Annotated in this window: 18 protein-coding genes and 1 pseudogene; 12 read left to right on the top strand and 7 right to left on the bottom strand. The window is 71.5% G+C overall.

Annotation, left to right across the window (positions count from 1 at the left end):
- The first annotated feature begins 52 nt into the window (after positions 1-52).
- Positions 53-1,354 carry an acetyl-CoA C-acetyltransferase gene (locus ACIQR3_RS04045; RefSeq protein ID WP_403533678.1) on the top strand — a complete coding sequence of 434 codons (1,302 nt, stop codon included), beginning with the start codon at positions 53-55 and terminating at the stop codon, positions 1,352-1,354.
- Between the two features lie 316 nt (positions 1,355-1,670).
- On the top strand, positions 1,671-3,626 hold the full coding sequence (locus tag ACIQR3_RS04040) for an AMP-dependent synthetase/ligase (protein ID WP_403533675.1): 1,956 nt from the start codon (positions 1,671-1,673) through the stop codon (positions 3,624-3,626).
- On the opposite strand, the gene ACIQR3_RS04035 is transcribed toward ACIQR3_RS04040, so the two are convergent.
- Complete coding sequence (locus ACIQR3_RS04035; RefSeq protein ID WP_403533672.1) at positions 3,623-4,255, bottom strand: class I SAM-dependent DNA methyltransferase; 633 nt, start codon at positions 4,253-4,255, stop codon at positions 3,623-3,625. The genes ACIQR3_RS04040 and ACIQR3_RS04035 overlap by 4 nt on opposite strands.
- Before the next feature lie 148 nt (positions 4,256-4,403).
- Positions 4,404-4,607, bottom strand: a complete 204-nt coding sequence (locus ACIQR3_RS04030) for a cold-shock protein (RefSeq protein WP_003974443.1) — start codon at positions 4,605-4,607, stop codon at positions 4,404-4,406.
- A gap of 311 nt (positions 4,608-4,918) precedes the next feature.
- Here ACIQR3_RS04030 and ACIQR3_RS04025 point away from each other — a divergent pair, with 311 nt between their 5' ends.
- The 4 genes from ACIQR3_RS04025 (at position 4,919) to ACIQR3_RS04010 (ending at position 8,520) form a co-directional block, all read left to right on the top strand.
- The gene (locus ACIQR3_RS04025; RefSeq protein ID WP_403533669.1) at positions 4,919-5,767 is read left to right on the top strand and encodes a menaquinone biosynthetic enzyme MqnA/MqnD family protein; all 849 of its coding nucleotides are present in this window, start codon (positions 4,919-4,921) and stop codon (positions 5,765-5,767) included.
- Positions 5,768-6,019: 252 nt separating this feature from the next.
- Positions 6,020-6,748 (top strand): prepilin peptidase, encoded by a 729-nt coding sequence (locus tag ACIQR3_RS04020; protein ID WP_403533667.1) that lies wholly within the window; start codon positions 6,020-6,022, stop codon positions 6,746-6,748.
- A gap of 121 nt (positions 6,749-6,869) precedes the next feature.
- Positions 6,870-8,069, top strand: a complete 1,200-nt coding sequence (gene mqnC / locus ACIQR3_RS04015; protein ID WP_215165201.1) for a cyclic dehypoxanthinyl futalosine synthase — start codon at positions 6,870-6,872, stop codon at positions 8,067-8,069.
- Positions 8,070-8,076: 7 nt separating this feature from the next.
- Complete coding sequence (locus ACIQR3_RS04010; RefSeq protein ID WP_403533664.1) at positions 8,077-8,520, top strand: imidazolonepropionase-like domain-containing protein; 444 nt, start codon at positions 8,077-8,079, stop codon at positions 8,518-8,520.
- A 22-nt stretch (positions 8,521-8,542) separates the two neighbouring features.
- On the opposite strand, the gene ACIQR3_RS04005 is transcribed toward ACIQR3_RS04010, so the two are convergent.
- Positions 8,543-9,571 carry a chitinase gene (locus ACIQR3_RS04005; protein WP_403533661.1) on the bottom strand — a complete coding sequence of 343 codons (1,029 nt, stop codon included), beginning with the start codon at positions 9,569-9,571 and terminating at the stop codon, positions 8,543-8,545.
- Between the two features lie 307 nt (positions 9,572-9,878).
- Here ACIQR3_RS04005 and ACIQR3_RS04000 point away from each other — a divergent pair, with 307 nt between their 5' ends.
- The 4 genes from ACIQR3_RS04000 to ACIQR3_RS03985 are packed head-to-tail and all read left to right on the top strand — an operon-like array spanning position 9,879 to position 14,651.
- Complete coding sequence (locus tag ACIQR3_RS04000; protein ID WP_403533658.1) at positions 9,879-10,223, top strand: hypothetical protein; 345 nt, start codon at positions 9,879-9,881, stop codon at positions 10,221-10,223.
- A 20-nt stretch (positions 10,224-10,243) separates the two neighbouring features.
- Positions 10,244-12,565 carry a bifunctional polysaccharide deacetylase/glycosyltransferase family 2 protein gene (locus tag ACIQR3_RS03995; protein WP_403533656.1) on the top strand — a complete coding sequence of 774 codons (2,322 nt, stop codon included), beginning with the start codon at positions 10,244-10,246 and terminating at the stop codon, positions 12,563-12,565.
- On the top strand, positions 12,562-13,923 hold the full coding sequence (locus ACIQR3_RS03990; RefSeq protein ID WP_403533654.1) for an acyltransferase: 1,362 nt from the start codon (positions 12,562-12,564) through the stop codon (positions 13,921-13,923). Before ACIQR3_RS03995 ends, ACIQR3_RS03990 begins: the two co-directional genes overlap by 4 nt.
- Positions 13,924-13,955: 32 nt before the next feature.
- Positions 13,956-14,651 carry a demethylmenaquinone methyltransferase gene (locus ACIQR3_RS03985; protein ID WP_403533651.1) on the top strand — a complete coding sequence of 232 codons (696 nt, stop codon included), beginning with the start codon at positions 13,956-13,958 and terminating at the stop codon, positions 14,649-14,651.
- Positions 14,652-14,953: 302 nt separating this feature from the next.
- Here the strand turns inward: ACIQR3_RS03985 and ACIQR3_RS03980 are convergent.
- Together ACIQR3_RS03980 and ACIQR3_RS03975 are read right to left on the bottom strand one after the other, a co-directional pair.
- Positions 14,954-15,220 (bottom strand): annotated as a pseudogene (locus ACIQR3_RS03980) (PASTA domain-containing protein); the annotation flags it as partial.
- Between the two features lie 178 nt (positions 15,221-15,398).
- The gene (locus ACIQR3_RS03975; protein ID WP_403533648.1) at positions 15,399-15,905 is read right to left on the bottom strand and encodes a GNAT family N-acetyltransferase; all 507 of its coding nucleotides are present in this window, start codon (positions 15,903-15,905) and stop codon (positions 15,399-15,401) included.
- Positions 15,906-16,004: 99 nt separating this feature from the next.
- On the opposite strand from ACIQR3_RS03975, the gene ACIQR3_RS03970 reads away from it, so the two are divergent.
- The gene (locus ACIQR3_RS03970) at positions 16,005-17,288 is read left to right on the top strand and encodes a geranylgeranyl reductase family protein (RefSeq protein WP_403533645.1); all 1,284 of its coding nucleotides are present in this window, start codon (positions 16,005-16,007) and stop codon (positions 17,286-17,288) included.
- A 47-nt stretch (positions 17,289-17,335) separates the two neighbouring features.
- On the opposite strand, the gene def is transcribed toward ACIQR3_RS03970, so the two are convergent.
- Together def and ACIQR3_RS03960 are read right to left on the bottom strand one after the other, a co-directional pair.
- Positions 17,336-17,962 (bottom strand): peptide deformylase, encoded by a 627-nt coding sequence (def, locus tag ACIQR3_RS03965; RefSeq protein WP_403533642.1) that lies wholly within the window; start codon positions 17,960-17,962, stop codon positions 17,336-17,338.
- A gap of 175 nt (positions 17,963-18,137) precedes the next feature.
- Positions 18,138-18,977 carry a C40 family peptidase gene (locus ACIQR3_RS03960; RefSeq protein ID WP_403533639.1) on the bottom strand — a complete coding sequence of 280 codons (840 nt, stop codon included), beginning with the start codon at positions 18,975-18,977 and terminating at the stop codon, positions 18,138-18,140.
- 721 nt (positions 18,978-19,698) lie between these two features.
- Here ACIQR3_RS03960 and ACIQR3_RS03955 point away from each other — a divergent pair.
- Positions 19,699-20,058, top strand: coding sequence for an NADH-quinone oxidoreductase subunit A (locus ACIQR3_RS03955; protein ID WP_003992243.1), 360 nt, complete (start codon positions 19,699-19,701; stop codon positions 20,056-20,058).
- The last annotated feature ends 6 nt before the right edge of the window (positions 20,059-20,064 follow it).

Raw genomic sequence — 20,064 nt, 5'->3', positions numbered from 1 at the left:
AGGTTACCGGAGGTAAGTGGTCGTCGCCGCGTGGATGAGGAGCAGGGTCGAGATGAGTCCCCTTGAGCCCCCGAGGGCCCGCCGGGTCGCGGTCGTCGGCGGTACGCGCATCCCGTTCGCCCGCTCGGACGGGCCGTACGCCACCGCCTCCGATCAGGAGATGCTGACCGCCGCCCTGGACGGACTGGCCGAGCGGTACGGGCTGCGGGGGCCCGGCGCGGTGGGCGAGTTCGTCGCCGGGGCGGTCCTCAAGCACAGCCGCGACTTCAACCTCGCCCGAGAGACGGTCCTCGGCTCGGTGCTCGATCCCCGTACGCCCGCCTACGACGTCCAGCAGGCGTGCGGCACCGGGCTCCAGGCGGTCGTCGCCGCCGCCAACAAGATCGCCCTCGGGCAGACCGAGTCGGCGGTCGCGGGCGGCGCGGACACCGCGAGCGACGCGCCGCTCGGCGTCAACGACCAACTCCGGCGCATCCTCCTGGAGGCCCGCCGGGCGAAGTCGACGGGCGCCCGGCTGAGGGCCCTGGCCCGCGTCCGCCCCGGCCACCTGGTCCCGGACATCCCGCGCAACGCCGAGCCGCGCACCGGACTGTCGATGGGGGAGCACGCGGCGGTCACCGCCCGGGCCTGGGGCATCACCCGCGAGGCCCAGGACGCACTGGCGGCCACCAGCCACCAGCGGCTGGCGGCGGCGTACGAACGCGGGTTCTTCGACGACCTGGTCGTCCCGTTCCGGGGGCTGTCCCGCGACCAGAACCTGCGGCCGGACTCGACGCCGGAGAAACTGGCCGCGCTGAAGCCGGTGTTCGGCACGGACGGGCCCGCGCCGACCATGACGGCGGGCAACTCCACGCCCCTGACGGACGGCGCGGCGACCGTGCTGCTGGCGAGCGAGGAGTGGGCGGCCGAGCGCGGGCTGGAGCCGCTGGCGTACCTGACGGCGTACGAGACGGCGGCCGTCGACTTCGTGGCCGGGGCCGCGGCGGGCAGGGATGCCGCGGGCGGCGAGGACGGGCTGCTGATGGCCCCGGCGTACGCGGTGCCGCGGCTGCTGGAGCGGACCGGGTACGGCATCGAGGACTTCGACCTGATCGAGATCCACGAGGCGTTCGCCTCCCAGGTGCTGGCCACACTGGCGGCCTGGGAGAAGCGCGGCCTGGCCCCCGTGGACCGGGCCCGCCTGAACGTGGCCGGCTCCTCGCTCGCCACCGGCCACCCCTTCGCGGCGACCGGCGCCCGGATCGTGGCCACCCTGGCGAAACTGCTCGCCGAACGGGAGGCGCCGGGCCGGGGGCTGATCTCGGTCTGCGCGGCGGGCGGACAGGGCGTGACCGCTGTCCTGGAACGCGCCTGACCCGCCCCTGGGCCGACGCGCGGGGCCGCTGACACGTGACTCCCGAGGCTACTTACAGGTAACTCCGGAGGTTGCACAACCCCGGCCCCGGACCGACCCGGAACCCGCACGAACTCCCCACGTGGGCCCCGTACGATCCCCAAGCCGACCGGCGGGGCCGCCACCCCGCCGGTCCACCGGTCCGCCGGGGTCCCACCGGTCCGCCGGGTCCTCCGGTCGCACCGGTTCCACCGCTGAACGCCGGCGCGCGTACGACATGCAGCCGTACGTCATGCAGCCGAGCGGAGCCGCCGCCGCCCGCCCCAGGAGCCGCCCCGTGTCCACTCCGCTTCCCGCCTTCGCCGTGTCCGCCGCCTACGGCGACGCCCCCGGACCCGTCCTCGTGGAGCCCGAGACACGGCGGCTGGACGGGGCCGTGCGGGAGGTGTACGTACCGCCGTTCGCCCCGCCGGTCCGGCACGGGTCGCTCGCCGACCTGCCGTTCGACAACGCGGCCGCGGCCCCCGGGTCGGTGGTGCTGGGCCGCAGGGCGGCGGACGGGCGGTGGGCCGACGTGACGGCCGCCGAGTTCGCCGAGCAGGTGCTGGCGCTGGCCAAGGGCCTGATATCCGAGGGCCTGGCGCCGGGCGACCGGATCGCCGTCATGGCGCGGACGACCTACGAGTGGACCCTCCTCGACTTCGCCGCCTGGGCCGCCGGGCTGGTGACCGTGCCGATCTACCCGACCTCGTCCCTCTTCCAGATCCGCTGGATCCTGCACGACTCCGGCGCGGTCGCCCTGGCCACCGAGACCACCGCCCAGGCCGCCGCCCTCGGCCCGGATCTGGACCGGCTGCCCGACCTCGAGCGCCTGTGGATCATCGAGCAGGGCCATGTGGAGCGGCTCGCGGAGCTGGGCGCCGGGGTGCCCGACGCCGAGATCGGCGTCCGCCGCGGCATGCTCAGCCCCAGCACCCTCGCCACCCTCATCTACACCTCCGGCACCACCGGCCGCCCCAAGGGCTGCGCGCTCACCCACGGCAACTTCTTCGCCGAGGTGGACAACGCCATCGAGCTGCTCTACCCGGTGTTCAAGGCGCAGGCGAAGGCCAAGGACAAGGACGAGGAACCCTCGATCCTCCTCTTCCTCCCCATGTCCCACGTCTTCGGCCGGATGGTCGCGGTCGCCTGCGTCCGGGCCCGGGTCCGCCTCGGCCACGCCCCGAGCCTGAAACCGGCCGAGCTGCTGCCGGACCTGGCGGCGTTCCGGCCGACCTGCCTGCTGACCATCCCGTACATGCTGGAGAAGGTCTTCAACACCGCCCGCGCCAAGGCCGAGTCCGGCGGCCGGGCGACGCTCTTCGACCGCGCGACGGACGTGGCGGTGCGCTACGGCGAGGCGCTGGAGGCCCGCCAGACCGGGGCGGGCGGCGGCCCGGGACGCGCCCTGCGGACGGCCCGCGCCTTCTACGACCCGCTGGTCTACCGCAAGATCCGGGCCGCCATGGGCGGCCGGGTCCGGTACGCCATCTGCGGCGGCTCCCCGCTGGGCCGCCGCCTGGCCGCCTTCTACGCCGGAGCCGGCATCGAGATCTTCGAGGGGTACGGCCTGACCGAGACGACGGCGGCGGTGACGGTGACGCCGCCGCTCAAGCCACGCCTGGGCACGGTGGGCTGGCCGCTGCCCGGCACCCGGCTGCGGATCGCCGTGGACGGCGAGATCCTGGTCTCCGGCGAGCAGGTGCTGCACGGCTACTGGGACCCGGCGGCCGGCGGTGTGGTGTCCGCCGCGCCGGACGGCTGGTTCGCGACCGGCGACCTCGGCACGCTGGACGACGAGGGGTACCTGACCATCACCGGCCGCAAGAAGGAGATGCTGATCACGGCGGGCGGCTCCAGCGTGGCCCCGGCCCCGCTGGAGGACTGGCTGCGCTCCCACCCCCTGATCTCCCAGTGCCTGGTCGTGGGCGACCGCCGCCCCTACGTCTGCGCCCTGTTCACCCTGGACCCCGACGGCATCACCCACTGGCGCCGCATGAACGGCAAGCACCCGGTGCCGCCGGAGCTGCTCGTCGACGACGAGGACCTGCACGCCGTCCTCCAGCGGGCGGTCGACGAGGCGAACAAGCTCGTCTCCCGCCCCGAGTCCATCCGCCGCTTCGCCGTCCTGCCGCACGACTTCACGGAGTACGCGGGCCACCTGACCCCCTCGATGAAACTCCGCCGCGATGTGATCATGCGGGACTTCGCGGACGTGGTGGAGGGACTGTACGAGGGGCGCCCCGCAGGTTAGCGGCGGGCGATCAGGCAGGCCTGCGGGACCTTCGAGGAGGTCTCCTCCTCCTGGATCCGCACCGTCCGCGACAGCACGGTGAACCCGGCCCGCTCCAGCAGCTCCGCCACCGGCTCCGGCCGCCTGCGTTCGAAGTCCAGGGTCACCGGGTGGCCGAAGGGGCGGTCCAGGAGCAGCGGCTCGTCGCCGACCTGGAAGGCGAGCAGCAGATGCCCGCCCGGGGCCAGCACCCGCCGCACCTCCGCGAAGAGGTCCGGCAGCCGCTCCCAGGGCGTGTGGATCGACGAGTACCAGGAGACGGCCCCGGCGAGGGCACCGTCGGGCAGGTCCAGCTCCAGCATGGAGCCCTGTTCGAACCGCAGGCCCGGATGCTCGCGCCGCGCGATCTCCAGCATGGCGGCGGAGAGGTCGAGGCCGAAGACGCGCAGGCCGAGCGAGGCGAGGTGCGCGGTGACCCGCCCGGGACCGCAGCCCAGGTCGGCCACCTCGCCCTCCGGCCCCACCAGCTCGGCGAAGGCGCCCATCAGGGCCCGGTCGAGGGGCGTGCCGGCGCCCGCGCCGCGGAAGCGGTCGGCGTAGTCCTCGGCGATGGCGTCGTAGAAGGCGCGGGTGGCCTCGGTCGTGGTCATGACCGAGGAGAGTAGGGGCCGAGCAGGGGCCCCACGGACAGCGCCGGTGGTTTTCGGCCGGGAAAGGCAGGAGCCCCACGCCGGAGGGCGCGGGGCTCCTTGGGTACTGCACTCGATCCGGATCGGGAGATCAGATCAACTGATCAGATCAGACCGGGGTGACGTTCTCGGCCTGCGGACCCTTGGGGCCCTGCGTGACGTCGAAGGACACCTGCTGGTTCTCCTCCAGGGACCGGAATCCCTGAGCGTTGATCGCGGAGTAGTGGACGAAGACGTCGGGGCCGCCGCCTTCCTGGGCGATGAATCCAAAGCCCTTTTCGGCGTTGAACCACTTCACGGTTCCGGTAGCCATAAGCCCTCCTTGGGCCCAAAGGGTTGCCCTGCTCCAGAACCAGCAAGTGTGAAGATTTAATTCTGCACAACTGCATACGTCTGAGAATGACGAGAGCCCGCGGTCACATGCTCCGCAGGCTCTGTACTGCAAGGGAAACCAAACTGCAACTTGCGGCGAGCCTAGCATGCAGGCACCCGAAAGCAACAGAGCGCAAGATCACTTCACTCGAAGGTTTGAACCCCCGTGGCGTCCGGCTGACGCCCGGAGCCCTGGGGAACCGCCCGGGGGTCGGCGCCCGGTGACCCCCCGGCGAGGGCTAGCCTCGCGATGTGGACAATTCTCGCACCCGGCCGCGTGTCGGCCACATCCAGTTCCTGAACTGCCTGCCCCTCTACTGGGGGCTCGCGAGAACGGGCACGCTCCTCGACTTCGAGCTGACGAAGGACACCCCGGAGAAGCTCAGCGAGCAGCTGGTGCGGGGAGACCTCGACATCGGGCCGATCACCCTGGTCGAGTTCCTCAAGCACGCCGACCGGTTGGTCGCCTTCCCGGACATCGCCGTCGGCTGCGACGGCCCGGTGATGAGCTGCGTGATCGTTTCCCAGCAGCCCCTGGAGCGGCTGGACGGTGCCCGGGTCGCCCTCGGCTCGACCTCCCGCACCTCCGTCCGCCTCGCCCAGCTGCTGCTCGCCGAGCGGTTCGGCGTGGAGCCCGACTACTACACCTGCCCGCCCGACCTCAGCCTGATGATGCGGGAGGCGGACGCGGCCGTCCTGATCGGCGACGCCGCGCTGCGCGCCAACATGCTCGACGGGCCCCGCTTCGGCCTGGAGGTGCACGACCTGGGCGCGCTGTGGAAGGAGTGGACCGGTCTGCCGTTCGTCTTCGCGGTCTGGGCGGCCCGCAAGGAGTACGCCGAGCGCGAGCCGGAGATCACCCGCAAGGTGCACGAGGCCTTCCTCGCCTCCCGCAACCTCTCCCTGGAGGAGGTCGACAAGGTCGCCGAGCAGGCCGCCCGCTGGGAGGACTTCGACGAGGCGACCCTCGCGCAGTACTTCACCACGCTCGACTTCCGCTTCGGGCAGCCGCAGCTCGCGGCGGTCACCGAGTTCGCCCGCCGGGTCGGGCCGACGACCGGGTTCCCGGCGGATGTGACGGTGGATCTGCTCCAGCCCTGAGCGGGCCACTACCCTGCTCGCAGGCCGCGTACCGGGGGACCGGGGGAGGGGGGACGCCATGCGCCCGCGGGAGACCGGCGCACCCACCGCCGTGGGGCCCTGCCGGGTGCACACGGAGGACGGGTCCACGGAGGACGGGCCCATGGAGAACGAGCTCACGGAGAACGAGCTCACGGAGAACGAGCTCACGGAGAACGAGCTCACGGAGAACGAGCTCACGGAGAACGAGCTCACGGAGAACGAGCCCACGGCATGAGCGTCGAGCTGCTGGTCGTCGTCGTGGCCGCGCTGTGGGGAGCGGCGGCGGGCGCGCTGCTGCCCCGCGCGGCCTACCGCTTCTCCGTCCCTCCCGGCGAGGACTGGCGGGGCACCTGCCCGGCCGGGCACCCGGTCGAGGGCTGGCTCGGCCGGGCCCGCTGCCCCCGGGACAGGACGGCGTACGGCCCCGGCGCCGCCGTCCCCGCCACCGTCACCGCCCTGGCCTGCGCCGCCCTCGCCGCCGCCACCGGCACCCGGCCCGAGCTGGCCGTCTGGCTGCTGCTCGCGCCGGTCGCGGTGCTGCTGACCGTCGTCGACGTCCGGGTACGGCGCCTGCCCGACCCGCTCACCCTGCCGCTGGTCGGCGCCGCCCTCGCCCTGCTCGGCCTGGTGTCCCTGGTGCCGGAGCACGCCGGGTCCTGGACCACCGCCCTGCTCGGCACCCTCGCGCTCGGCGCCGGCTACTACGCGCTGTTCCTGATCAACCCCTCCGGCATGGCCTTCGGCGACGTGAAACTCGCCCTCGGGGCGGGCGCGGTGCTCGGCTGGTACGGCTGGGCGACGCTCCTGCTGGGCGCCTTCGCCGGATTCCTGTTGGGCTCGCTGTACGGCATCGGCCTCGTCGTCGCCCGGCGGGCCGCGCGGGACACGCAGATCGCGTTCGGGCCGTTTCTGATCGGCGGGGTGTTCCTCGGTCTGCTGGTGGGGGCCTTCACGGCCTGAACCCCGCGGGGGACGGAGACCGCCACGGCCTGATGCAGGCCCGGAAGACCGCTGGCGTACGCTGGTTCGGTCCGTCCACACGGGACGATCTGTCCACAACCCTTGACGAAAGGGACGCCCGGTGACCGAGAAGGCCGACCTCCAGCCCGTCCTCGACCGCGCCGCCGCCGGTGGTCGGATCACCCCGGAAGAAGCCCTCGTCCTCTACCGTGACGCCCCGCTGCACGCGCTGGGCTCCGCCGCCGACGCGATCCGCCGGCGGAAGTACGCCGGGATCGAGCACATCGCGACGTACATCATCGAGCGGAACATCAACTACACCAACGTGTGCGTCACGGCGTGCAAGTTCTGCGCCTTCTACGCGGCCCCCAAGGACACCAAGAAGGGCTGGAGCCGCGACCTCGACGACATCCTGCGCCGCTGCGCGGAGACCGTCGAACTGGGCGGCACCCAGATCATGTTCCAGGGCGGGCACCACCCGGACTACGGCGTCGAGTACTACGAGCACCACTTCTCCGCCATCAAGAAGGAGTTCCCGCAGCTCGTCATCCACAGCCTGGGGGCGAGCGAGGTCGAGCACATGGCGCGGATCTCCAAGGTGAGCGCCGAGGAGGCGATCCGGCGCATCCACGCGGCCGGGCTCGACTCCTTCGCCGGGGCCGGCGCCGAACTGCTGCCCGCGCGCCCGCGCAAGGCCATCGCGCCGCTGAAGGAGTCCGGCGAGCGCTGGCTGGAGATCATGGAGATCGCGCACAACCTGGGCGTGGAGTCCACCAGCACGATGCTGATGGGCACCGGCGAGACCAACGCCGAGCGCATCGAGCACCTGCGGATGATCCGCGACGTGCAGGACCGCACCGGCGGCTTCCGCGCCTTCATCCCGTACACCTACCAGCCCGAGAACAACCACCTGAAGGGCCGGACGCAGGCGACCCTCTTCGAGTACCTGCGGATGATCGCCATCGCGCGGATCTTCCTCGACAACGTCGCCCACATCCAGGGCTCCTGGCTGACCACCGGCAAGGAGGTCGGCCAGCTCTCCCTGCACTACGGCGCCGACGACCTCGGCTCGGTCATGCTGGAGGAGAACGTGGTGTCGTCGGCCGGCGCCAAGCACCGTTCCAACCGGCTGGAGCTGATCGACCTGATCCGGAAGGCCGGGCGGGTCCCCGCGCAGCGGGCGACGACGTACGAGCACCTGGTGGTGCACGACGACCCGGCGAACGACCCGGTCGACGAGCGCGTCGTCTCGCACATCTCGTCCACGGCGATCGAGGGCGGGACCGCGCACCCCGAGCTGAAGCTGATCGCGGCCGACTGACCCGGCCGTGCTGACCATTCACGCCGCCGAAGAGGTCCGCGCCGACTGGGACGCGTCGCCGCTGGCCGACGGCGCGGTCGCCGTCGAGGGCGGGCGGATCGTCGCGGTCGGGCCCGCCGGTGAGATCGAGGCGAGGTTCCCGGGCGCGCGGGTCCGGCGCTGGCCGGGGGCGCTCGGGCCCGGGCTGCTGCACGAGGGGGCGCTGCCGGACGCGCCGAGCCCGCGCGAGCGCGTGCACGCCGTGCTGAAGTCGGGGGCGGTGGCCGTGCTGGCGGAGTACGTCGACGCCGGGCTGCGGGCCGCCGCCGGGCGCAATGACGTGGCGGTGCTGCCGGCCGCGCGCCGGCCGGTGCTGACCGCCGGCGGACGGGCCGACCTCGCCGTGTTCGACGCCGACGGCGCGTGCCTCGCGACGGTGTGCGCGGGGCGGCTGGTGCACCGGCGGCGGTGAGCCCGCCGGTGTTCGGTGGGGCTCAGCCCGCGAACGCCTCCCCGAACGCTCCCGACTCCTGGTCGACCCCGCTGCAGTCCGTCGCCGCGTCGCTGGAGTCCGTGTCGTCGTCGCACTGCTGGTCGCGGAAGGTCGACCACATCGACACCCAGGCGATCTCCTTCTCCTCGGCGAACGTCCGCACCTCCGCCGCGTCGGCGAGCGTGAACGTCTCCCCGTCGACGTCGTTGACGCCGATCATCGAGGTCAGCGCCATGCCCCGCCAGGCGTTCGCGTCGGAGAGGCCGAAGATCTCCTTCAGCTGGGTGTGCGCGGCCTTGGCGGAGGTGAGGGCGTAGTCGCCCATGTCGCCGTCGTAGGACTCGCCGTAGTTCATGGTCATCAGGTTGACCGTGGAGACCTGTACGGCGTGGTTGTTGGCGGACTCCAGCAGCGCGACGCTGTCGTCGTCCAGCCCCGAGGGCATCACGGGGAGGGTGAAGGAGACCGTCAGGTCCGTGCGCTCCTCCTGGAGCAGCGCGATCGCCTCCGAACGCAGGTCGACGGAGTCGGAGTCGGTCAGCTCGTCGCCCTCGATGTCGAAGTCGGCGAGGGTGGCGCCCCCGGCCGCGTCCAGCGCCTCGCCGTACGCCTCGGCCAGCTCCTCCGCGCTGTCGCAGGTCGCCGCCAGCTCGTCACCGGAGGCGCCGCCGAAGGAGACCCGGACCGAGGAGCCGTCCGCGGTGAGGTCCGAGATGCGGGAGGCGACCGACGAGTCGTCGATGGCGTGGCTGCCGTTCCACTCGGGGGTGCAGCCGCTGCCGGAGGAGATGACGAACGCCAGGTTGTACGTCGCCGGGGAGCCCGCCGAGTCCAGGTCGGAGGCGGTGGTGGCGCTGACGTACGGGGCGTAGCCGGTGGACGACGTGGTGCCGGACGACTCCGACGGCGTGCTGGAGGACGGGGCCTCGGGCGCCGCGTCTGAGGAGTCGTCACCTCCCGCAGAACAGCCCGCAGTTGCCAGGGCGAACAGACAGATCAGCCCTGCTGCGGCTTTTCGTGGACTCCTCATCGCGTACGCTCCCGCTCTCAAGATGTTTGTCCCAGGACGGAAACAGAACGTGTCTCCGAACCGGAAAGGTGCCACACGCGACTGTGCCCCTCCTGGCAAAGAGCCGCGTTTTCCTGCGGTTTCTCAGCGGAATGACAGGTCCGGCCGTTTCTCATGGGCGCCTCACAACAAAGGCAGAGTTTTGATCACATGAAGTGCTTCTAACATCTGAGGAATGCATTCCGAGCCTGCCATCGAAAGCCGCGCCGCTGCGCGCGGTCGCCGCCGCAAACGCGGCAACGGGTCCGCCGCATCGGTCGACGGTCCTGTGTTCGTTGACAACTCCGGACGCCGGGCCAAGCTGCTGCGCCGGCTCGGCATCCTCGTCGGCGTCGTCTGTATGGGGTACGCGGTCGTGCTGGGCCTGGCCTTCATGGGCATCGGCACCTCCATCAACCCGTCGTCGCTGCTGCCCTTCGGAGGCGGCGGCAACGCCTCCGCCCCCGGCGGGGGCATGCAGCCGCAGGGCGGCGTCGCCCCGACCGGGATGCCCAGCGGTGCGCCCAGCGGCGCTCCGTCCGGCGCCCCCACCGGTGTTCCGCCCACCGGAGCCGCGACCGGCTCCGCTTCCGCCACCGCTTCCGCCCCGGCCGCCTCCGCGACCGCCGACTGACCGGAATCGCAGCCAACTCCATGACCACGACACCACCTTCCCGCGGCCGCCGCCGGGCACCGAGCCGGATGGAACGCGCCGCCGGCCGGGCCGCCGCGCTGCAGAAGCCGCGGGTCATCCTCGCCCTGCTGCTCCTGCTGGCCCTGACCTGCGTCATGCTGCTGGACGGCTACCTGCGCGCCGAGGTCGGCGGCGACCAGCGCGTCCGTACCGGCGCCAGCTCCAGCGACGTCCCCGACGACGTGCTGGAGGGCGGGCCGATCCTGTCCTTCCGCGGCGGCCAGGCCACCACCGTCTCCGTGCCGGACAAGACGATCGCGCTGACCTTCGACGACGGGCCGAACCCGACGTGGACGCCCCAGGTGCTGGAGATCCTGGAGGAGTACGACGTCCCGGGCACCTTCTTCATGGTCGGGTCGATGGTCTCGCGCTACCCGGACATCGTCGACGACCTGGTCGACCAGGGCAACGAGGTGGGCATCCACACCTTCACCCACGTCGACCTCTCCTACCAGAGCGACGCCCGCATCACCCGGGAGATCGAGCAGACCCAGCTCGCGCTGGCGGGCGCGGCGGGGATCACGACGACGCTGTTCCGGGCGCCGTACTCCTCGGAGATGGACGCCATCGACAACTACAGCTGGCCGGTCTACAAGAAGCTCGGCGAGGACGGTTACACCAGCGTCTTCATCGACACCGACAGCGACGACTGGAAGAAGCCCGGCGTCTCGAAGATCATCAAGTGGGCGACGCCGGAGGACGGCGAGGGCGCCTCCGTGCTCTTCCACGACGCGGGCGGGGAGCGCTCGCAGACGATCAAGGCGCTGCCGAAGTACATCGAGAAGATGAAGGCGAAGGGCTACACCTTCACCACCATCAGCGGTGTCATGGCGGAGCAGGGCGCGGGCGCCCCGGCCGCGGCGGCGGCCGGAGCCGGGCAGGGCACGGCGCCGGGCGCCGAGGCCGCGCAGGGCGGCACCGGTACCGACAACGGCACCGGCACCGGTACGGGCGCCGACAGCGGATCGCAGCTCCAGGCCGCCCACCGCGAGGCCACCGGCACGACCCTCTACGAGGGCAAGGCGCTCATCGCGGCGGTCCGCGTCGCCGAGTGGACGGTCCCGGCGCTCTCGGTCGGGCTGATGGTGGTGGGCGTCGCCGTCATGGGCCGGTTCGGGATGATGCTGATCCTCGCCCGCCGGCACTACAGACAGCGCAACAAACGCCGGTTCAGCTGGGGTCCGACCGTCACCCGCCCGGTGAGCGTGATCGTCCCGGCGTACAACGAGAAGGAGTGCATCGCCAACACCCTGAAGTCGCTGGCGCAGAGCACCCACCCGATCGAGGTCATCATCGTGGACGACGGCTCCTCGGACGGCACCTCCGAGATCGCCCGCGAGGCCGCCGACGCGCTCGGCATGACCAACGTCCGCGTCATCCGCCAGGAGAACGCGGGCAAGCCGGCCGCCCTCAACAACGGCGTCCGCAACGCCAGCCACGACATCGTCGTGATGATGGACGGCGACACCGTCTTCGAGGCGGAGACCGTACGCCACCTCGTCCAGCCGTTCGCCGACCCCCAGGTCGGCGCGGTCGCGGGCAACGCCAAGGTCGGCAACCGCAACACCATCATCGGGGCCTGGCAGCACATCGAGTACGTGATGGGCTTCAACCTCGACCGGCGCATGTACGACCTGCTGCGCTGCATGCCGACCATCCCCGGCGCGATCGGCGCGTTCCGCCGCGAGGCGGTCCTGGAGGTCGGCGGCATGAGCGAGGACACCCTCGCCGAGGACACCGACATCACCATCGCCATGCACCGTGCGGGCTGGCGGGTCGTCTACCAGGAGCACGCCCGCGCCTGGACCGAGGCGCCGGGTTCGCTGAAGCAGCTGTGGTCGCAGCGCTACCGCTGGTCCTACGGCACCATGCAGGCGCTGTGGAAGCACCGCAAGTCCCTGACCGACAAGGGGCCCTCGGGCCGCTTCGGGCGGGTCGGCATGCCGCTGGTGGTGATCTTCCAGATCATCACGCCGGTCTTCGCGCCGCTGATCGACGTCTTCACCGCGTACTCGATGATCTTCGTCGACTTCAAGGCCGCGCTGCTGGCGTGGCTGGCGGTGCTGGGCATCCAGCTGTTCTGCGCGGCGTACGCCTTCCGGCTGGACAAGGAGAAGTACCGGTACCTGCTGATGATGCCGCTCCAGCAGCTCGCCTACCGGCAGATGATGTACCTCGTCCTGATCCACTCCTGCATCACCGCCCTCACCGGCGGCCGGCTGCGCTGGCAGAAGCTGAAGCGGACGGGCGAGGTCGGTACCCCGGCGGGGGCCGGCGGATGAGCTGGGAACAGTACGGGCAGGGGCAGTACGGGCAGGGGTACGGGTACGGCGACCAGGGGCAGGCATACGTGCCGCCGCCCCAGCAGTACGGGTCTCCGCAGCCGTACGCCCAGCCGCAGCCGCAGCCGTACCCGCAGCAGCACGGCGCGTACGGCGCGTACGGCGACTACGGTGCGTACGGGCAGCAGCAGGCGCCGTCGGCCGAGTCGACGGCGCAGCTGCCGCAGGTGGAGCCGGAGACGGAACCGGAACCAGAGGTTCCGTCGGGCCCGGGCCCGGGCCCGGACCCGAACCCGGAGCCGGCGCCGCCGCCCGCGGCCCGGTCCGGCGGCCGGGACCGGTACTTCGACACCCTGCGCGCGGTCGCCCTCGTCCGCGTCGTGACGTACCACACCTTCGGCTGGGCCTGGGCCGGGATGGTCTTCCCGTCCATGGGGATCATGTTCGGCCTGGCCGGCACCCTGATGGCGAAGTCGCTGGAACGCCCGGCCCTGAAGGTGGTCAAGAGCCGCATCCGCCGGCTGCTGCCGCCCTTCTGGTTCTGGGGCCTCTTCGTCGTCGTCGCGATGCTGATCCACGGCTGGATGCCGGGCTGGCAGATCGTCTACTGGATCGTGCCGCTCGGCGACCCGCCGGGCAACGCGTGGGGCGAACAGGCCTGGGAGATCCTCTGGTACCTGCGCACGTACCTGTGGTTCGTCCTCCTCTCGCCGCTGCTGCTGAAGGTGTTCCGGCTGGCGCCGGTCCCTGTGCTGCTGGGCTCGCTCGCCCCGATCGTCGTCTTCCAGTTCCTCTGGCAGCCGCCGGACAACCGGTTCGGCACCGGGCTGCTCGACCTGGCGACGTACCTCTTCTGCTGGGTCCTCGGCTTCGCCCACCGCGACGGGGTGCTGGCCCGGCTGAAACCGGCCGCGGTCGTGGTCCTGTCGCTGGCCGCGCTCGCCTACGGCGGCTGGTACGCCCTCGCCCACCAGGCCGAGTACGGCACCTACGACCTGGACGACATCCCGCTGGCCCAGGCGTTCTGGTCGGCCGGCTTCGTGACGCTGCTGATGTACTCCAAGGCCAGGCTGAACGTCGACTTCGCGGGCCTCGCCCGCTTCCGGCGGCTGGACCGGCTGGTCAGCGTCTTCAACGCGCGTGCCGTCACGATCTACCTCTGGCACGAACTGGCGCTGATCCTGGCCGTGCCGCTGGTCGACCAGTTCTGGAAGGTGCCCGCGTTCGAGACGTACCTGCCGCTGGAGAGCCAGTGGTTCATGTTCGGCATCGGCTGGGTGCTGATCGCGCTGTTCGTGCTGGCCTGCGGCTGGGTGGAGGACGTGGCGGGGCGCAAGAGGCCGCGGCTCCTGCCGTGAGTCCGGCCGGCGCGGCCTGTAAGAATGGGCGGGTGACCCGCGCCTCCCTGAACAAGCAGCCGCACGAAGTCGCCTCGATGTTCGACCACGTGGCGGCCCGGTACGACCTCACCAACGACGTGCTGTCGCTCGGCCAGGACCGGGTGTGGCGCAAGGAGGTCGCCCGGGCCGTCGATGCCCGGCCTGCGCAGAAGGTCCTCGACCTGGCCGCGGGCACGGCGACCTCCTCGCTGCCCTTCGCCCGTACCGGCGCGTACGTCGTCCCGTGCGACTTCTCGCTCGGCATGCTCCAGGTCGGCAAGGGGCGCCACGCGTGGCTGCCGTTCACGGCGGGCGACGCGACGCGGCTGCCGTTCGCCGATGACGTCTTCGACGCGGTCACCATCTCCTTCGGGCTGCGCAACGTCCAGGACACGGACGCGGCGCTGCGCGAGCTGTACCGGGTGACCAAGCCCGGCGGCCGGGTCGTCATCTGCGAGTTCTCGCACCCGACCTGGGCGCCGTTCCGCACGGTCTACACCGAGTACCTGATGCGCGCCCTGCCGCCGGTCGCCCGCGCGGTCTCCTCCAACCCGGACGCGTACGTCTATCTCGCCGAGTCCATCCGCGACTGGCCCGACCAGCCCGCCCTGGCCGAACGGCTGCGCGAGGCCGGCTGGTCCAAGGTGGCCTGGCGCAACCTGACCGGCGGCATCGTGGCCCTGCACCGGGGCTTCAAGCAGAGCTGACCCCGAAGCTCCCCCCGGCGCGGCCGACCTCAGTGCGCGTCGAGTTCCGCGTGCGTGTCGAGTTCCGCCTACGTGTCGAGGACCGCGGGTGCGTGTCGAGTTCCGCCTACGTGTCGAGGACCGCGGGCGCGTGTCCAGGGCCGCCTACGTGTCCAGGACTGCCTACGGGACGGAACCGGCGCGCCCGCCGCACCCCCCACCCCCGCCACGCTTGCCGCACCCGCACCCGCACCCGCACCGGCACCCGCTGCCGCACACGCCGTGCCCGCCGCCGCCGCTCCCGCCCCGCCCCCCGCCGCGTCCGGCGTGCCCGGCTCGTCCAGTGCCCGGCGCAGTCCGCCGCCGGGCGGCGTTGGAGTCCGGGGCTCGCGCACCCCGGCGCCCCCGCCGCCCTCGCCCGCGCCGAAGTCGAACCACACGGTGACCGCGGCCCCGCGCGGTACCTCGGCCCCGGGCGGCGGGTACTGGCGTACCACGTACTCCACGACCACGCGGTGCAGTTCGGGCCGGTCGGGGGCGGCCAGCAGCACCCCGCGCGCCTCGGCCGCGCGGCGCGCGTCCACGGCCATCAGGCCGACCAGACGCGGCACGCGTACCTCGGGCGTTTCGGATGTATCGGGTGTCCCGGGTGCGTTGCGCACAGAACCTCACCCCCAGCGGTACGGGCAGGGTAACTCCCGCCGCGCACCCGCCGGAAGCTTTTTGTAGCGATCCGTAGTCGAAGTCTGTCCTGTTCGTTACCCTCCGTTACAAGTCCAGGCGATAGCAGTGCCCCTGCCGCTCCGACCGAGGCGTGGTGAACACCTCCGCCAGCCGCATCCCCAGCCGCCGCGTCACCGCGATGGAGCGCTCGTTGTCCGCGTCGACCATCGCGACCACCCCCGGCAGCCCCGCCGCGCGCAGCCGCCCCACCGTCTCCCGGGCCGCCGCCGTCACGTACCCCTTGCCCCAGTGGGGCCGGGCGAGCCGCCAGCCGATCTCGATCTCGCCCTTGGGGCCCCAGTCCCGCGGCCACGGCTGGGCGCCGGTGAAGCCGATGACCTCGTCCCGCTCGTCGAGGACGGTCCACAGGCAGAAGCCGTGCTCGGCGTCGTGCCGGCGCTGGCGGGCGGTGAGTTCCTCGTACACGGACAGCTCCGCCGGCCGGCCGCCGTGGAACTCCATGACCTCCGGGTCGTCGAAGGCCCGGTGCCAGGCGACGGCGTCCTCGTCGGTGGGAACACGCAACCGTACAGCGGGGAGAGCTCGTTTCACGGGGCAGCCCTTCAGCCGGGTGATCGGTGACGCTGAATAGACTGCCCATGTCCGGTGCCCGTCGGCACGCAGAATTCCGAACCCGTGGGAGACCCCGCCGTGACCGAGCCCCTCTCCGACAACACCGCCGATGTGATCGTCGTGGGCGCGGGGCCAGCCGGCTCCACCACCGCGTACTACCTCGCCAAGGCCGGACTCGACGTGCTCCTGCTGGAGAAAACCGCGTTCCCCCGGGAGAAGGTCTGCGGTGACGGACTGACCCCCCGCGCGACCAAGCAGCTCGTGGCGATGGGCATCGACATCTCCGAGGAGGCCGGCTGGCTGCGCAACAAGGGCCTGCGGATCATCGCCGGCGGCACCCGCCTCCAGCTCGACTGGCCCGACCTCGCCTCCTTCCCCGACTACGGTCTGGTCCGCAAACGCGACGACTTCGACGAGCAGCTCGCCCGGCAGGCCCAGAAGGCCGGCGCCCGGCTGTACGAGCGCTGCAACGTCGGCGCCCCGGTCGTGGACGACCGCACCGGCCGCATCACCGGCGTCCAGGCCAAGCTCGGCGAGGAGAAGCAGGACGTCACCTTCCACGCCCCGCTGGTGGTGGCCGCCGACGGCAACTCCACCCGGCTGTCGCTGGCGATGGGTCTGCACCGCCGCGAGGACCGCCCGATGGGCGTCGCGGTCCGCACTTACTTCACCTCCCCCCGGCACGACGACGACTATCTGGAGTCCTGGCTCGAACTGTGGGACCGCCGCGGCCCCCAGGACCGCCTCCTCCCCGGCTACGGCTGGATCTTCGGCATGGGCGACGGCACCTCCAACGTCGGTCTCGGCGTCCTCAACACCTCCTCCTCCTTCAAGGACCTGGACTGGCGCGAGGTCCTCAAGGCCTGGTGCGCCTCCATGCCCGAGGACTGGGGCTACACCCCGGACAACATGACCGGCCCGATCCGCGGCGCCGCCCTCCCGATGGCCTTCAACCGCCAGCCCCACTACACCCGCGGCCTGCTGCTCGTCGGTGACGCCGGCGGCCTGGTGAACCCCTTCAACGGCGAGGGCATCGCCTACGCCATGGAGTCCGGCCAGATCGCCGCCGACGTCATCGTCCAGGCACACGCGCGAGCCACGCCCGCCCAGCGCGAGACCGCCCTCCAGCGCTACCCGCGCGTCCTGAAGGACACCTACGGCGGCTACTACAACCTCGGCCGCGCCTTCGTGAAGCTCATCGGCAACCCGAAGGTCATGCAGATCGCCGCCCAGCGCGGTCTGACCCACCCCGTGCTGATGAGGTTCACCCTGAAGATGCTCGCCAACCTGACGGACCCGACCGGCGGCGACGCGATGGACCGCATCATCAACGGACTGACCAAGGTGGCCCCGAAGGCGTGAGCCTCCCGGCCGCGGGGCACCGGGTCACCCGCTGACCCCCGGCCCGCTCACCCCGTGAACCGCGCGGCTCTGGCGGCCCGGCGTGCGAACACCTCCTCGCGCCGGTCCGCCGACTGCCGCAGCGCCGCCTTCCGTTCCCGCGCGGAGAGCCGGTCCAGGTAGACCCGCCCGTCCAGGTGGTCGCTCTCGTGGGCGAGGCACCGGGCGAAGTAACCGGTGCCCTCGACGAGCAGCGGTGCGCCGTCCTTGTCCAGCCCCCGCACCACCGCCCGGTCCGGGCGCGGTACGTCCATGACGGCGCCCGGCACCGACAGGCATCCCTCGCCCTCGTCGAGCAGCCGCCGCCCGTCCGGACCGACGGGTTCCAGCACCGGATTGACGATGTGCCCGACATGCCGGACACCGTCGTCGTCCGGGCAGTCGTAGACGAACAGGCGCAGACCGACGCCGACTTGGTTGGCCGCGAGTCCGGCCCCTTCGGCGACGTACATGGTCAGGAACATGTCGTCGATGAGCGCGGCGAGGTCGGGTCCGAACTCGGTGACGTCCCGGCAGGGCTTGTGCAGCACCGCCTCGCCCACCTCGGTGACCCGCCGCACGCTGCCGCGCCGGGCCTCGGGCGCGAACGGCGGGTAATCGGCGGCGGGCCGACCCTGTACGAACACACTCGGCATGGTCTCTCTCCTTCGACTGGTGCGACCGGCTGATGCGACCGGCTGATGCGACCGGCTGATGCGACCGGCTGATGCGACCGGCCGGCGACAGACCGAGCATGGCAGGAGAGGGCGAAGGGCCGCTGCCCCTGTGGACAACGGCCCTTCGACTGTGCAGAGCTGTGGAAAACTCGGATCAGAGCACGCGCACCGCACCGCTCGGCGGGTCGTAGGAGAGCGGCTTCTCGACGACGCCGGTGGACGAGTTCTGGGCGCCGACGAACATGCCGTCGCCGACGTAGATGCCCACGTGGTAGGCGCTGCCGGCGCCACCCCAGTAGAGGATGTCGCCCGGCTGGAGGCTGTCCAGCGAGACCTGGGTGCCGGCCACGGACTGGTCCTGGGAGACACGGGGCAGGCTGACGCCCACCTGCTTGTAGGCGGCCTGGACCAGGCCGGAGCAGTCGTAGGCGGACGGCCCGGTGGCGCCGGAGACGTAGGCCGCGCCCACCTGGGCCCGCACGAAGGAGACGACCGCGGCGGCGGAACCGGTGGCCGTGGACGTGCTGGTGCTCGCGGAGGAGCCGCCGGTGTCGCCGGAGCCGGTGCCGGTGTCGGCCGAGACGGTCAGGGTGGCGCGCTCCGCGTCGCGGGCGGCGCGCTCCGCCGCGTCCCTGCGGGCCTCCTGCGCGGCCTTCTTCTTGGCCGCGGCCTTCGCCTTGGCCTCCTTCAGGTCCGCCTTGGCTTCCTTGGCGGCCTTGGCCGCGGCGGCGTCACGCTCGGCCTGCAGCTCGTAGTTCGCGGCGGCCTGCTGGGTGGCGTCCGCGGACTGCGCGACCTGGGCGGCCATCTCGGCCGTCAGGGTGGGCAGCTCCAGGGTCTGCGTCACCGGCTCGGCCGCGTTCGCCGAACCCGATGCTCCGGCCACTGCCAGCGTGCTGAGGACGCCACCGGCAACTCCGGCCCGCATCGCGACGGTCGTCGACGCGCTGCGGCGGGGCTTCCGGTGGCTGCGTATGTGAGCGGTGTGGGACATGGGTACAACCGGTATCAGGAGCTCCTCCATACCTACAAGAAACGTGTGCTGCGCCACAGTTGTTCAGCCGACGCCGCGAAAGCTCGGCGCACCGCCCTTTTCTGACGCCGTAACGGACATAGCGGGCGGCTGTAACAAGCCTGTGATCACGGTCTTTGATCGTTACGCCCGAATTGCTCCCCGCCTACCACTGGTTGAGGCAGATGGCCAAGCCCGCTTCTCATGCGCCTCTCATGGATGTGGCGGAGGTCACGGAACGGTCACCTGGGCGCGCGCGTCCGCTCGTGAACGCGCGCACGCGTTCACACCGGACCCCTCGCCCGGCCCCGAGGTGTGAACGCGGCCCCACTATCAAGTGATCGAGTCCAGCGCCAATTTGCATGCGCGGGAAGCTTCTTGATATTGAGACGCCCGCGCTGAGCAGCGTCGACGAGGGAAAATGTCACCACTGGTGATCAGTCGGAAGCTTCCTGTGTGAAGATCACCGCTCATCCGACTTCATGATCCTTCGTCAGGTGGTGGAGATCACAAAGCTTGTGCGATACCCCGTGTCGCAGATCACAGAGGCACAGGCATAAGATGCGGAGCAGTTGGGCTTGTGACCTGCTTCACATGTTCGCGATCTTCGCCGGGACCAGCGGGGCTCGTGGGGCTGCTGAGGCGGCTGTGAGCCCAGGCAAAACCGCCAGCAGTCAGTGCCGACTGAGAGGAGCGAGGAGCGGTGAACGCGTATGCGCCCATCCTCGTACTGGGAGCCCTCGGGGCAGGCTTTGCGATCTTTTCCGTGGTCATGGCCACGTTGATCGGTCCGAAGCGGTACAACCGGGCCAAGCTCGAGGCCTACGAGTGCGGAATCGAGCCGACCCCCACGCCGGCCGGCGGCGGGCGCTTCCCCATCAAGTACTACCTGACGGCGATGCTCTTCATCGTCTTCGACATCGAGATCGTCTTCCTCTACCCCTGGGCCGTCACCTTCGACGCCCTGGGGATTTTCGGGCTCGTGGAGATGCTGCTCTTCGTGCTCACCGTCTTCGTCGCGTACGCGTACGTATGGCGGCGCGGCGGCCTGGAATGGGACTGAGGGGCC

Origin of the sequence: Streptomyces sp. NPDC090994 (assembly GCF_044768905.1) — a bacterium.
Lineage (GTDB): Bacteria > Actinomycetota > Actinomycetes > Streptomycetales > Streptomycetaceae > Streptomyces.
Note: the sequence above shows the minus strand (reverse complement) of the source record. Positions and strands in the feature narration are given on the sequence as shown.

What these genes read in the sequence shown, in the direction of transcription:
- ACIQR3_RS04045 (WP_403533678.1), top strand. Translation starts at nt 53, where the DNA reads ATGAGTCCCCTTGAGCCCCCGAGGGCCCGCCGGGTCGCGGTCGTCGGC.
- ACIQR3_RS04035 (WP_403533672.1), bottom strand. Translation starts at nt 4,255, where the DNA reads ATGACCACGACCGAGGCCACCCGCGCCTTCTACGACGCCATCGCCGAG.
- ACIQR3_RS04030 (WP_003974443.1), bottom strand. Translation starts at nt 4,607, where the DNA reads ATGGCTACCGGAACCGTGAAGTGGTTCAACGCCGAAAAGGGCTTTGGA.
- ACIQR3_RS04020 (WP_403533667.1), top strand. Translation starts at nt 6,020, where the DNA reads ATGAGCGTCGAGCTGCTGGTCGTCGTCGTGGCCGCGCTGTGGGGAGCG.
- ACIQR3_RS04005 (WP_403533661.1), bottom strand. Translation starts at nt 9,571, where the DNA reads ATGAGGAGTCCACGAAAAGCCGCAGCAGGGCTGATCTGTCTGTTCGCC.
- ACIQR3_RS03995 (WP_403533656.1), top strand. Translation starts at nt 10,244, where the DNA reads ATGACCACGACACCACCTTCCCGCGGCCGCCGCCGGGCACCGAGCCGG.
- ACIQR3_RS03990 (WP_403533654.1), top strand. Translation starts at nt 12,562, where the DNA reads ATGAGCTGGGAACAGTACGGGCAGGGGCAGTACGGGCAGGGGTACGGG.
- def (WP_403533642.1), bottom strand. Translation starts at nt 17,962, where the DNA reads ATGCCGAGTGTGTTCGTACAGGGTCGGCCCGCCGCCGATTACCCGCCG.
- ACIQR3_RS03960 (WP_403533639.1), bottom strand. Translation starts at nt 18,977, where the DNA reads ATGTCCCACACCGCTCACATACGCAGCCACCGGAAGCCCCGCCGCAGC.